10 protein-coding genes and 1 pseudogene are annotated in these 14,153 nt (G+C 45.2%); 10 read left to right on the top strand and 1 reads right to left on the bottom strand.

The annotated features are described in order from the left end of the window. Positions 1–82 precede the first annotated feature (82 nt). The 9 genes and pseudogenes from QZ938_RS20790 (at position 83) to QZ938_RS20750 (ending at position 9,886) form a co-directional block, all read left to right on the top strand. The gene (locus QZ938_RS20790; protein ID WP_293147315.1) at positions 83–2,296 is read left to right on the top strand and encodes a DUF4394 domain-containing protein; all 2,214 of its coding nucleotides are present in this window, start codon (positions 83–85) and stop codon (positions 2,294–2,296) included. 303 nt (positions 2,297–2,599) lie between these two features. Continuing rightward, complete coding sequence (locus QZ938_RS20785; protein WP_293147317.1) at positions 2,600–2,887, top strand: hypothetical protein; 288 nt, start codon at positions 2,600–2,602, stop codon at positions 2,885–2,887. A 208-nt stretch (positions 2,888–3,095) separates the two neighbouring features. Then, entirely contained in the window at positions 3,096–4,340 is a 1,245-nt protein-coding gene (gene nrdJ, locus QZ938_RS20780; protein ID WP_293147319.1) for a ribonucleoside-triphosphate reductase, adenosylcobalamin-dependent, read from the top strand. 235 nt (positions 4,341–4,575) lie between these two features. Continuing rightward, positions 4,576–4,818: pseudogene (locus tag QZ938_RS20775) on the top strand (hypothetical protein); the annotation flags it as partial. Positions 4,819–4,878: 60 nt separating this feature from the next. Beyond that, entirely contained in the window at positions 4,879–6,642 is a 1,764-nt protein-coding gene (gene nrdJ / locus QZ938_RS20770) for a ribonucleoside-triphosphate reductase, adenosylcobalamin-dependent (protein WP_293354066.1), read from the top strand. A 336-nt stretch (positions 6,643–6,978) separates the two neighbouring features. Further along, positions 6,979–7,179, top strand: coding sequence for a helix-turn-helix transcriptional regulator (locus QZ938_RS20765; protein WP_293354068.1), 201 nt, complete (start codon positions 6,979–6,981; stop codon positions 7,177–7,179). Between the two features lie 21 nt (positions 7,180–7,200). After that, positions 7,201–7,509: a hypothetical protein gene (locus QZ938_RS20760; RefSeq protein ID WP_293354070.1), complete on the top strand. Its 309-nt coding sequence runs from the start codon at positions 7,201–7,203 to the stop codon at positions 7,507–7,509. A gap of 12 nt (positions 7,510–7,521) precedes the next feature. Continuing rightward, positions 7,522–8,004: a hypothetical protein gene (locus QZ938_RS20755; RefSeq protein WP_293147329.1), complete on the top strand. Its 483-nt coding sequence runs from the start codon at positions 7,522–7,524 to the stop codon at positions 8,002–8,004. A 4-nt stretch (positions 8,005–8,008) separates the two neighbouring features. Continuing rightward, positions 8,009–9,886: an SUMF1/EgtB/PvdO family nonheme iron enzyme gene (locus tag QZ938_RS20750; RefSeq protein WP_293354072.1), complete on the top strand. Its 1,878-nt coding sequence runs from the start codon at positions 8,009–8,011 to the stop codon at positions 9,884–9,886. Positions 9,887–9,997: 111 nt separating this feature from the next. Here QZ938_RS20750 and QZ938_RS20745 read toward each other — a convergent pair whose 3' ends face one another. After that, on the bottom strand, positions 9,998–12,391 hold the full coding sequence (locus QZ938_RS20745) for an ATP-binding cassette domain-containing protein (RefSeq protein WP_293354074.1): 2,394 nt from the start codon (positions 12,389–12,391) through the stop codon (positions 9,998–10,000). A 191-nt stretch (positions 12,392–12,582) separates the two neighbouring features. Here QZ938_RS20745 and QZ938_RS20740 point away from each other — a divergent pair, with 191 nt between their 5' ends. Continuing rightward, entirely contained in the window at positions 12,583–14,094 is a 1,512-nt protein-coding gene (locus QZ938_RS20740) for a serine/threonine-protein kinase (protein ID WP_293354076.1), read from the top strand. The last annotated feature ends 59 nt before the right edge of the window (positions 14,095–14,153 follow it).

Below are 14,153 nucleotides of genomic sequence, written 5' to 3'. Positions count from 1 at the left end.
TAAAAAATTTCGGTAATATTAGCGCATACTGTGAATTTGCGATTTTTTGTACTGAAAATCCCGCTGCTTTTAGGCACTGGGAATGTCAAATTTAGATGTGCAATATATCATGGCAGAAATTAGAGGTACTATAGAAGCTGACTCGCTTTCAGGCACTCCTGAAGACGATGTTATTTTTGGTTTGATGGGCAATGACATAATTGCTGGAAATTTGGGAATTGACAGTATTTTTGGCGGCAAAGATAGCGATTCAATTGATGGCAATTCTGGCAGAGATTCTCTGTTTGGCGACTTAGGTAGCGATACTGTTAATGGCGGTGAAGATAATGATTTTGTATTTGGCGGCAGAGGCAGTGATGTTATTTCTGGTAATGCGGGTAACGATGTATTGTCGGGCGATCGCGATACTGATATTTTAGCAGGAGGAGATGGTGCGGATGTATTTGTTTTGAGTCGCTATGCTGTTGGCGATCCTTTCCGTACCAGCGGCGGTGTTAATTTGGGAAATGCTGATGCGATCGCAGATTTTGCTAACGGTACAGATTTAATCGGTTTGGCGGGCGGACTCGCTTTTGCTGACTTGAATATTCTGGACGCTGGAAACGATACTGTGATTCAAGATCGGGTAACAGGAGAATTTCTGGCTAGCCTTAGAGGTGTGAATCGAAGCGCGATCGACCAAACAGATTTCACTACTAATATTAGCAGCATTGTTCCCAATCCTCCGCCTCCACCGCTAACAACGGCTTATGCTTTAACTCCGGATAATCGGATTGTCGGTTTTAGCCTTGCTAATCCGGGAAGTGTCATCTCAGATTTGCCGGTGACTGGGTTGCAAGCGGGAGAAAGTTTGCTGGGAATTGATTACCGGCCCGCTAATGGCGTACTTTACGGTTTAGGTAATAGCAATCGCTTGTACACAATTAATCCAAAAACCGGAGAAGCCAGTCAAGTTGGTAGCGGACAATTTGCTGTTGGGTTGACTCCGGGGGCTGTGGGTTTTGATTTCAATCCGACAGTCGATCGCATTCGATTTGTCAATCAAGCGGGTCAAAACGGTCGCCTCAATCCAGATACCGGGGCAATTGTCGATGCTGATACGCTAACGGGAGGAATTCAACTCGATCGCAATTTAGCTTATGCCACGGGCGATGGCAATTCGGGAAATCCTCCTGCGGGTGTGGGGGCTGCTTACGTGAATAACTTTGCGGGTGCAACTTCGACAACTTTGTTTGTCATTGACAGCAATGCGGATGTTTTGGTGAAACAAGATCCGCCGAATAATGGAGTCTTAAATACGATCGGATCTTTGGGAGTTGATGCAACTAGCATTCTCGGTTTTGATATTAAAAGTATTGGCGGCCGCGAAGTTGCGGTAGCTGCATTAGAAGTTGGCGGAATTTCCGGCTTGTACAATATTAATTTAAGCACGGGTCAAGCTTCTTTTGCTGGTAGAATTGCCGACGGAAGACAGATTAACGGTTTGGCTTTGCCTTTGCCTACAGCTTACGCTTTAACTGTCAGAAATGGCACGGAAACAATTATCGGTTTTAACGAAGCGGCACCGCGCGCTTTACTCAGCGATGCTGCAATTACCGGATTACAACCGGGAGAAAGTTTGCTGGGAATTGATTTTCGCCCTGCTAACGGTTTGCTTTACGGTTTGGGTTCTAGCAATCGATTGTACGCGATCGATCCGGTGACTGGGGCTGCAAGTCAAGTCGGTAGCGGGCAATTCGCCGTACAGCTAACTCCGGGCGCTGTGGGTTTTGATTTCAATCCGACAGTCGATCGCATTCGGTTTGTCAATCAAGCGGGACAAAACGGCAGGATTAACCCGGATACCGGGGCAATTGTCGATGCTGACACGCTGACGGGGGGAATTCAACTCGATCGCAATTTAGTGTATGCCACGGGCGATTCCCTTCGGGATAGCTTCGCTTCACGTAATTCGGGAAATCCTCCTGCGGGTGTAGGGGCTGCGTATGTGAATAATTTTGCAGGGGCGACTTCGACAACTTTGTTTGTCATTGACAGCAATGCGGATGTTTTGGTAAGGCAAGATCCGCCAAATAATGGAGTGTTGAATACGATCGGATCTTTGGGGATTGATGCTTCTAACGTCCTCGGCTTTGATATCAGGAGTGTCGGCGGTAACGAGACAGCTTTGGCTGCGATCGATGTTGGCGGAGTTTCGAGCCTGTACAATATTAATCTGACGACCGGTCGGGCTTCTATCCTCGGTCAAATTGGTGACGGGCGATCGATTAAAGGTTTGGCGCTAACCTTGATTTAGATGCTATTGCCCTTGACAGTTGACAGTTACTCTCTCGATGATTCGGCGTTTGAAATCGCGACTACAGAAACTTTCGTCCGCCTGCACGGACTCAAGAATCAAGGAAGCATTAAATCAAGATATCGTAGCCGTTACTAAACACGAACTGCTTAGCCATCCGTTCGATATTTCTTAGTCCCTCTCTGTTGGGACTTTGTTTTTATAGAAGCGGTTTCAACCGCCGCTCGATCGATATGAATCCATCGAGGTGATAATACATGGATTTGGTATGATATTACATCTGCACTCAAAACTATTAATAAGATGCTATCCCAAGTTTTTTACTTGCTGCGTTCCCGTGCTGACGGCAAATATCTTTCGGCCAATCCTAATCCAGATTCGGCGGTGAGTTACCTGCTGATGTTTCGCGAAGACTATGACGCTTTGAGTTATCTGAATGCCCACGCTGCTGATGTTGCCGATCGATTCGGGGTAGAATCGATTTCTGGTTCTCAGGTGAAAACGCTGCTTCAGCGTTGGGGATTCAACGGTGTGGGGGTTGTTCAAGACCCGCTGTTACCGAATATTGAGTTTTTATTGACAAAGAATTGACAATTGACAAGATTTGCGCTTCACCCGTTTTCTAGCAGAAATCGGGTTTTTTGCTGAAGTTTTGAGGCGATCGCCCGATCGACCTTCCCGAGTCCGAAGCCCCATATTTAGTGCAAATTGTGAAATTTGTCAAGGTTTTACCCTAAATCTGAATCCTGTTGTATATTCATAGTCTGTTGATTTATTCCGACACGTCAGTACACAACCTATGGTTCGAGAATTAGAGCGATCGAGTGCCCGCGAGAAACGCAACCTGTCCGATTTTCCCGAAACAGCACCCGCAGCCAATCCAGTATTTTTCAGGACATACAGCCGCCGTACCGAGACAGGGCGGGAGACTTGGGCCGAAGTGTGCGATCGAACCGTCAAGGGCCTCCAAAAGCTCGGAAACCTCACCCCCGAAGAAACAGAACTCCTATACCGGATGCAAAACGAGCTCAAAACCCTCGCTTCCGGGCGCTGGCTGTGGGTGGGCGGTAGCCAATGGATTGAGCAACCAGAGAACTTTTCTGGCGCATATAATTGTTCCTCAACAAATATTCTCGACTGGCGCGCCTTTGGCTTGCTGATGGATTTGGCGATGATGGGCTGCGGCACCGGTGCAGTTTTGGAACCCAAATACATCAACCAATTGCCACCAATTAGCAACCGCTTAACCGTGACAATGCAAGGCGAAATCGGCTCTACACCCGCCCAGTCGCGCCGTCAAGAAACCGAAGTAAAAATATCAGAAAAAACCGCAACTATTTATGTCGGAGACTCCCGTCAAGGTTGGGTAAAATCCTATCAAGCTTTGCTGGAATTATCCACAAATGAAAGATTTGCAGGAGAAGTTCAAGTTCACATCGATTTGAGCGATGTTCGCCCGGTGGGAGAGCCTTTAAAAGGTTTTGGCGGAGTCGCAAATCCAGTCAAATTGCCCGACCTTTATCAGCGTTGCTCGGTCATTTTGAACAAAGCTCTAGGGCGGCAGTTGAATTCAGTTGAATGCTGCGTCTTGATTGACGAAGCCGCAGTCACAATTGTTGCTGGTAATATCCGCCGATCCGCCGGAATTCGTCAGTTTGATTCTGGTGATGAACTAGGTGCAAATGCCAAAGAAAATCTATGGCAACAAGATGACAATGGCAACTGGAAAATAGATCCAGAACGGGATGCTTTGAGAATGGCAAATCACTCTCGTGTTTTCCATTATAAACCAACACTGGAAGAATGTATTGAGGCTGTTAGAAAACAGTATTATTCTGGTGAAGGCGCGATTCAATGGGCTGGTGAAGCTGTAGCTAGAGCTAACGTTGACTTACTTTCAACACCGAGTCTTAAAATTGAGTTCTTGAAAGCTTACGGAGAAGGAAAAGCTAAACATTGGTTGCAGGAACGCTATCCTGATATGACTGCGGAAGAATTAGAGCATCGGTCAGTCCGTTTGGGCTTAAACCCGTGTGGTAAGTAATTTTGCCTCACGTTAAAAACTTCGCAAAATCGGAGAAGACTGAGATGTTAATTCCGAGGTAAGTAAGGGAATTAAAAATCCTTTACCACCGTAGAGCGTACCAGGTGAACCTTCTTAATTGAAGAACATAATCCTGGCAAGAGTGCGGGGCATTTACAATTAGAGTAAATGAAAAAGTACGCCGAGCTACAGATAATATGGAATCTGTAGAACTAGAGGATAAAAAGCCTTTAGGATAACAACACTGGAAATCATCGGCTCTAATTTTCACTGTGTCAGTGGGGAAACTCTGTTAATTACGAAAGACGGACTGCATAAAATAAAGGATGTTGTTGGAAGTGAAATCGAAATTTGGAATGGTCAAAGATGGAGTTCCGTCACACCATTTCAGACAGCGAGCGATACCAAGGTTGGACGACGCAAACTTTATCGTGTAAAGTTTGCTGATGGAACCTATCTGGATGCCACAGAATATCATCGTTTCTTTGTCAAGGATCGCTTTGGTAAAGTTTACCAAGAAGTTCAAACCAAAGACTTGATGGATACAAGTCGATATAGCATTCATACTGAACCTTTTACAATTCAGTATGAGGATGGCATGAATATCGATGCAAGTTATGCTTACACTTTGGGTGTGGCTGTAGGATATGGAACTACAGACCAAAATGACAATGCCAAAGTTCGACTTTACGAAGGCAAAATGGCATTGTCAGTAGCAGGAAATAAGTCTCCTGAAAGAAACTATGACTATTTACCTGCTTTTACAGATGTAACTAACTTGAGTTTTTCTGGAGAATTCCTGAAAAGTTTGAAAGTTAACCCAGAAGCACTAAATGTAATTGCAAGCTGGAATCGGCAAGCAATCTTACATTTTATTGCTGGATTAGCCGATACGGATGGATCGAATACCAATAGTAATGGTATCAGAATTTATATCTCCGATCGCGAGCGGGCTTTCAGAGTTCAGTTACTTTTGACCAAATGTGGTATTAGCTCATCGCTAAATCTTTGTGCTCATCAAGGGGCAGTTACTAATTACGGCGTCAGAAGTCAGGATTTGTACTACTTGCAAATTACTGACTGCGGTGAAATTCCTTGTCAGCGGTTAGATGTGAGCAAAGGAACGAAGGCTAAAGGCAAAGGTAAATGGCAAGTTGTCACAAGTGTCGAAGAATTACCAGGATTGCACGATACTTACTGCTTCAATGAACCAGAGTTTCATAAGGGAGTTTTCGGCAATACCCTAACTGGAAACTGTAATCTTTCTGAGGTTCACCTCAATCAAATCGACCCTTACAACTTCAAAGAACAAGAGGAAGCTTTCACCGCCGCAGGTTTATCTGTCGCCGTACTTCTCAATCACAAATTTAGCGAACCTCGCTACCAATACAGCCGCGAATTAGACCCGATTGTCGGCGTATCTTTTACGGGATTGTTCGATTTCTTCGTTCATGCTTTTGGCGTTGAGTGGTTGCGCTGGTGGGTGGAAGGCCGCCCGGAAACTCCCCAGGGAATTGCGTTTAAACAGCGGGAAGAAGAGTATTTGACTGGTTGGCGGGAGATTGTGAATCGCGTAGTATGGGATTATTGCGATCGCCATTCTTTGAAACGCCCCAATCGCTGCACAACCGTTCAACCATCGGGTACAAAATCTCTACTGACAGGTGCTTCCCCCGGCTGGCATCCCCCCAAATCCCAGCGTTTCATTCGCCGAATCACTTTCGGGAAAAACGACCCTGTAGCCCTCGCCTGCATCGACTACGGATACAACGTAATTCCGTCCCAATCTGACAAAGATGAAAACGGCAATTTGCTGAACAATCCCTTCGACGAGCGCTGTACAGAATGGCTGGTAGAAATACCCGTTGCTGTCAGTTGGGCGGATTTGCCCGGTGCTGATGAAATTGAGATCAACAAATTCTCAGCAGCGGCACAAATGGACTTTTATATGCAAGTGCAAAAGTTCTACGTGCGGCACAACACCAGCGCGACGATTGAGTTGCGGGAAAATGAAGTTGAAAGTTTGGGAACGCGGATTTACGAAGCCATTCGCGACGATGAAGGCTACATTTCCGCCGCACTTTTAGCTCGATTTGATGCCCTGGAAACTTTCCCGCGTTTGCCTTTTGAACCGATTGAAAAGCAAACTTATGAGACGATGTTGAAAGACGTTTTAGTGCGCCGTCAAATAGATATTTTTCAGGTGGCACTGAGTCGCTATGACTTGGGTGAAATGATGGATTCGGGGCCTGCGGGCTGCGATTCTGATAAGTGTTTGATGCCGGAAACTAAGACTGTCTAACAGTTGACAGTTGACAGTTGACAGTTGACAGTTATGGTATCCGAATCCAACCGTTTATGAAGCAAGGATTTTCGACTCTATTGATGAGAAGAGTGAATGTCCGCGCCCCTTGGTGGCGGTTGCTGTATAATCGCCTTTTATTAAATCCCCCAAATGGGGGATTTTTTTTGTTTTTAAATGCTGGTTCACCAAAAATCTTAGGGGCAGGTTCACCAACCATAATTGCCTAAAATTAATAATCTCATAAACCCGCCCCCACCTAACGATCGAGTCGTTCCGTATAAGGTATAATTAATTTGTCTCTTTAACCATAGAATTCTGAAATTGGTACAGTGAATGAGTAGTGTGGGCGAAAAACTCAAACAGCGACGCCAATCGCTTTCTTTGACGCAGCAGCAGGTTGCTGATGAATTGCGTGTGACTGTAACTACGGTAAAAAATTGGGAAGCAGGCAGACATATTCCAAAGCTGTATCTAGAACAAACGAAAGCATTGTGCGACCTCTTGAAGCTTTCCTTAGATGATTTGGTAGATTAAATATTTTTTAATAATAACAAGATGATAAGAGGTGCAATTCCCGATGATATTCCAACTAATTTACAAGAGCAAATACTGCTGCAAGACGCTAAGGCTCAACCTGCCATCATGATTCAAGGCGGTTCCCGGAAACCGCTAGGAGATTCTCCCAGATTGGTCGCCAACTATGGCGGTCAGCCTGAAGATTGGTATAAAATGGCTAGTAACCAAAGCGCGATTATCGAGGGGGCTGTCGTTGAAATCCATTGGTATAGAAATGTCCGCACCCTCCAAAATGTCGAGTACAAAATCAAACGTACATACCCCAAAATAGCACCTAAAAACCAGTGAGGTTAATATAATATGAAAATTTGCTGCATTGCCAACAGAGGGGCTGAACTACCGGAAAATTACCTAGATCCACCGTTAGACATCACCACAGAAACTGAATTTAAACTGATAGTAGGTAAAGAGTATATTGTCTATGCTATCTCGGAATGGCAAGGAAATTTATCGTACTATATTTGCGATGAACGCTATACTTATTATCCGATACACAATCCAGCCCCGTTATTTGAGATAGTCGATGCCAGATATTCTCGGTACTGGCAAGTGCAATTAGCAACTAACGGTTTGTTAGAGATTGCTTTTGAACATTGGTTCTCCATACCTAATTTTTACGATCAACTAACTGACGGGGAAGCAGAAGCAGTTTTGATTTTTGATAAAATAAAAGAACTCATGGACGCTGAAGCTGCAATTCCTCAACCGCAACCTTTCTCCGTTGAGGAATTGCTCGCGATGCCGACCTTGCAACCCGACAAACTCGCAAAAGTACCTGGTTGAAATTATGTCTGACAATCAAAATGAACCTAGAGAATACGATGCAGTCCTCGGCGGACAAAATTCAATTCCGGTCAACGCTGCGGTACTCGGAGGCATCGCCGGCGTTAAAAGCCGATTGGCCTCGCCTGCGATCGAAATTAGAATCGCCGCACTCTCCGAAGCGCCCAAATATGGAGAAGCAGGCTTGGATTTGATAATGGGAGCATTGCAGGATAAGTCAATGCAGGTGAAATCTGCTGCTTTTTTACTGCTGAAAGATCGGGATGAGGAGAATATAAAACAATGTTTACAAAACCATTTTCCTCTCTTTGGGTTTTATGTCATCACAGTCGATGCGGATGGACAAAAAAACAGTCGTCGTAAGTCATTTGCTCGCTTTTTTCCGGAAGATTTAGGTAATGGTATTGTACTGGAAATGGTTTACATTCCCGGTGGCACATTTATGATGGGTTCCCCCAACGACGAAGCAGGACGAGATGATGACGAAAGCCCGCAGCATCAAGTCACAGTACCAGCTTTTTTTGCAGGGAAATACCCCATCACTCAAGCACAGTGGGAAGCCGTCATGGGAAACAACCCATCGTACTTGAAAGGTGAAAAACTTCCTGTTGAATGTGTATCCTGGTATGATGCTGTCGAATTTTGTGAGAAACTGTCGGAAACAACTGGGAAAACATATCGCTTACTGAGTGAAGCGGAATGGGAATACGCCTGTCGTGCGGGTACAACAACCCCATTTCATTTTGGCGAAACGATTACCCCGGAATTAGTCAACTACATAACCGAATCAAACGAACCCACAGATGTGGGGAGTTTTCCCCCCAATGCTTTTGGGTTGTACGATATGCACGGGAATGTTGAGGAATGGTGCAGCGATAAATGGCTTGACAATTATGATGGTGCACCGACTGACGGAAGTTCTTGGGAATCAGGAAACAATTGTCGGATGTTGCGCGGTGGTTCGTGGGCCAACGATCCGACGAATTGCCGATCGGCTGTTCGTAGCTGCGAACAGCCGATCTATGGCGAGAGATTCAACGGTTTTCGGGTTGCGTGTGTTGCTGTACAACCACCAACACCAAATAAAATCATAGCTGACGAAAAACTAAGTCCAGCAGAGACCTTTCAATTCCAAGTCATCACACTCAACCACTGGGGATACACCATCAAAACAGAACAGCGACAAGCCGAATACTTTAGTGAAAACATAGGATGCGGTGTCAGCTTAGAAATGGTAAAGATTCCCGGCGGCACATTTACGATGGGCCCCCCTGACATCTACACAGTTAGTGGCGATCGAATTCCGCAGTATCGAGTCACAGTACCGACATTTTATGCAGGTAAATACGCCATCACCCAAGAACAGTGGGAAGCAGTTATGAGAAACAACCCATCGTGCTTTAAAGGTGAAAAACGTCCTGTAGAAAATGTATCCTGGTATGATGCTGTCAAATTTTGTGAGAAACTGTCGCAAACAACTAGGAAAACATATCGCTTACTGAGTGAAGCCGAATGGGAATACGCCTGCCGTGCGGGTACAACAACGCAATTCCATTTTGGGGAAACCTTTGACTTAGACTTACTCAACTATGACACACACTACTCCATAGATGTGGGAAGTTGTCCCCCCAATGCTTTTGGATTGTACGATATGCACGGGAATGTTGAGGAATGGTGCAGCGATCGATGGCATGACAATTATGATGGTGCACCGACTGACGGAAGTTCTTGGGAAACGGGAACAAACAACGATCGGCTGACGCGCGGCGGTTCGTGTTACAGTAGTTCTCCCGATCTCTGTGAATCGGCGTTTCGTGACCACAGTGCGCCGAACGATGTTTACTGTGCCCGCGGTTTTCGGGTTGCGTGTATGGCTGCGTGAACTTCCTAGCACTTTACACTTTTGTCCTTTTGCCCTTGGCGATTGGAAATCGCTTCACCTCAAACAAAGTCCCAGCAGAGAGGGACTAAGAAAATATAACCATATTCTGCGTTATTTGAAAATATCTTTCCGCTTCTGCAATAGCAAAGTTACGGTCAAATAAACTGCTGCGTGCAAGCCTAAAATTCCCCAATTCAAGGCTAGGTTTTGCCATGTTGGTTCGTAAACTGCACTCTTCTCGAATAACTGCGGTAGGATTGTTCGATCGGGTAATTCGATCGGCTTTGGCACCATCGCGTTCACGTTAACCAAGCTACCGTAAGCGCCCACAGACCAGCGGCTGACTGTCAACCACGAGATATACTGACCGATTTTCTCGATTTTAAACAAACTTCCCAGGCTGAAGAGGACTCCCGAAAAAATAATCTGCGGCACTAACAGCAAAGGCAAAGCGCTATTTGCCTGACTGCCATTCTTCACAAAAGCCGATACCATCAACCCCAAACTCATGCTGGCCAACAGGGTTAAAAATACTGTAATTCCCAAACCCAGCGGCCAAGCGATTGTATCCGGTGACGGGTGTTTAAAACCAATTAAAATTACTGCGGTCATTAGCACTGCTTGCAGCAATGCCAATCCTCCCAACACCAGAAACTTGGAACCGACATAGGGCAGTAAACCTAAATTAACCAATCTTTCTCGCTGGTAAACGGCGGATTCTTTGACAATTTCTTGCAGAGAACTTGACAAACCTACCCAAATAGCTGCCGATGTAAATACAAATAAAATTCGCAAAGCTAGAAAAGCCAGGGCTGGATCGTCTGCTGTTCCGGTAACTAGCGGTTCTATATCTTTGATTCCGGCTAGCAAAATCGGGCAAACAGCAGCAGTTAACAGTCCTAAACCAACGTTAACTGGGTCGCGTAAAGTTAGCTTGAAATAGCGCTCTGCAAGGATAAACAGTTGTTTGATTGGGGAAACTTTCGCGGGTTGGGGAAGTTTGACGGGAGGTGCTTGTTTTTGCGGTGCTTTTGGACTTAAGGGCGCGGTTATGTATCGCTGGTAATAGGCGGAATTGCGATAGGTATTCGCCCATTCTTTGATGACCTTTTCGCCGATTTCTAATTCGTTATAAATATTGGCAAAGTCTGCTTGATTGACTCCAAAGAAATTGGCAGCATCTGCGGGCGGGCCGAAGTAGCAAAGGTAGCCGTTGCGCCCGAGGAAAACTAAGCGATCGCACAAATTGACATTTGCCGTGGCGTGCGTCACCAAAACCACCGTCCGACCTTTATCTGCCAAATTCCGCAGCAGTTCCATCATCTTTTTGTCCAGCCCGGGATCTAGTCCAGAAGTTGGTTCGTCCAAGAAAAACAACTTCGGATCTGCCAGCAATTCGACGCCGATGCTAACCCGCTTTCTCTGCCCGCCGCTGAGGTCTTTTACAAAGGTTTTTCGCTTGTCCAACATCTCAATATCGGTCAGAGTTTTTGTCAAAACTTGCTCGACATCGACATCGGGTGGCAAGCGCAATTTAATTGCGTAGGTTAGGGCTTCTGTAACTGTTAATTCGCCGTGGACTATATCATCCTGCGGCACGTAACCGATTAAAGAACTGTAGCATTCAAAGTTTTTTCGCAATTCGTCGCCGTTGACGTAAACGGCGCCACGATTTGTGGTTTCAATTCCCAGCAAGGTTCGCATTAATGTGGATTTTCCCGCGCCGCTTCCTCCGACTAATGCCACTAACTGTCCGGGTTCAATTACTAGGGAAATATCGTTGACAAAAGGTCGGTTTAAGTTAATTGCTTCTAAGCCGATCGCGTTTCCCGGATCGATAACTGTTAATTCTTCGTTTTGATAAATTAGCAGAAAAGGGCCGATGCGAATTTTGGCGCCTTCGGTTAAAACGGCTGTTTTTTTGATGCGTTGGCCGTTAATAAATACGCCGTTGGCGCTGGTGTCTGTGAGAACGTAGTCTCCGCGTTTGTTGGCGTCGATCGTACAGTGGGTGCGGGAGACGATCGGCGAATTTAACTCTAGCGTAGAAGTGCGATCGCGCCCCAAGACGACCGATCGATTTCGCAGAGACACAGACTCCCGCGAACCCAAAACGGCCAGCGCCGGACTTCCGGGATTGAAATAACTCACCCGCACCGGATTTCTCAAATCCGTACCAATCCGCAACTCGATTCCGTGTCGCAAAACGCAGCCTTGAGTCGGAGTTACAGGAGTTTCAGTCGGAAGCACAAATAACCCGCCACTGCTGGGTTTTAGGCCGTCGCCGTCATAGATGCGGTAGTCGTCCCCTTCTTGGCGCAAAATCGCTTGACATCTCGACAGCTTCTCCCAATCTTTGGGAACCAGCAAGTCAGCTTGTTGGGGATTTCGTCCCAGTACGTGTTCAGTCTTGGTCAATTCCAAGCGTACCACTTCGCCTTGATAGTCGATTTCTAAATAGGGGCTGGCGATTAAGTTTGTTTTCTTATGGGTTTGACCTGTCATAGGATTTTAGATTTTAGATTTTAGATTGTGCGAGAATTCTGTATTCAAAACATGAGTAATGTTATACCATGTTTAATAATCAATGCTAACAAGCACCTCACTAATCCCAAGCTATTTGCCAAATCAGATAGCTATCATTAAGCTGCTTTGGCACTTCTATACTATTTTTACCAAACTAATTTCTCCCAACCATGAGCTACTGCATTAATCCCAACTGCCGCCATCCAGAAAATCCTCAAACTATCAATTTTTGCCAAACTTGCGGATCTGAGTTGCTAATCAACGCACGCTATCGGGTAATTACTGTTTTGGGACAAGGAGGATTTGGTAAAACTTTTGCAGTCAGAGACAGAGACGGTACTCAGAAAGTGTTGAAAGTTCTGATGAACAACGATACTCTAGGTGTCGAACTTTTTCAGAGAGAAGCGAACGTTTTGCAGCGGCTGAAGCATCCGGGACTCCCGACAGTTGAATCTGAGGGCTATTTTACTTTTAGAGTTAAGGGTAGCGATAAACCTTTGCACTGTCTGGTGATGGAGAAAATTGAAGGTAAAAATTTGCAGCAGTGGCTAGAAGCTCAGAACTACCAACCTATTTCCTCGGAACTAGCTATTGACTGGTTGACACAACTGACGGAAATCTTGAATCTCGTTCACAATCAAAATTATTTTCACCGGGATATTAAGCCACAAAATGTCATGTGCCGGTCGAATGGAAAATTAGTATTAATTGATTTTGGGGCGGTGCGGGAAGTTACAGAAACTATTCAGAGAGCAACTGGAGAAGTAACTCGCATTTCTTCGATGGGTTACACTCCCGAAGAACAGAAAAAGGGCAAGGCTGAGCCGCGTTCTGATTTTTTTGCTTTGGGGCGGACTTTTACGTATTTGCTGACGGCTCAAGAACCGAGAAATTTGCAGGAAGATCCGCGATCGGGTAAATTGATTTGGCGGAATGTGGCGACTCAAACATCGAAGCCGCTAGCAGATTTGATTGATGATTTGATGGCTTATTTTCCGAAAGACAGGCCGAAGGATACTCAAGTTCTTTTGCAGCGACTTGGTAAAATGGTCGTGAAGCGAAGCTATCCCGTAGGGAATCGCCCGCCATCGCCATCTCCCCATCGCAGAAGTCCTAGATTTGCTTTGGGATGGAAGCCGGCTTTAATGGGACTCGGAGTTGCTGGGGCGATCGCCATTTCCGCCTTCGCAATCCAACATTTCTCTAAAACTCAAGTAGAAAATTTATTAAGTTATCAAAGTTCGGCCCATCAGTTTAAAATCAAATACCCTGAAAAGTGGGAAAAACAAGAGTTGCAAAATCCAGTAATTAACGATGTGGTTGTATTCATCGCCCCCAAAAAGAACACGGCTGATGCTTATCAAGAACAAATTACTGTCAGTATAGAAGATTTGCCAAAACCGATGTCTCTAGATGAATACAATGAATCGTCTCTCAAGCAAATTAAAACAAATTTTACTGATGTTAAAATTTTAGAAGAAAATCCTAAAACCATTGCCAATCATCGAGGTTATACAGTTGTTTTTGATGATAAAGACGGACAAACCAATACCAAAAAAATGCAAACTTGGACGTTGATGAATAATAAAGCTTACGTGATTACTTACACTGCGGAGAAATCAGAGTATTCGGAATATTTGAAAACGGCTGAAAATATGATGAATTCCTTTGAGATAAACTAATTCTATTGTTTGTAGTAAGGACTTTAGTCCAATTGTTTGTAGTAAGGACTTTAGTCCTG

This window comes from Microcoleus sp. CAWBG27 (assembly GCF_020883145.1).
In the GTDB taxonomy this organism is placed as follows: domain Bacteria; phylum Cyanobacteriota; class Cyanobacteriia; order Cyanobacteriales; family Microcoleaceae; genus Microcoleus.
This window is presented reverse-complemented; position numbering and strand designations above follow the sequence as displayed.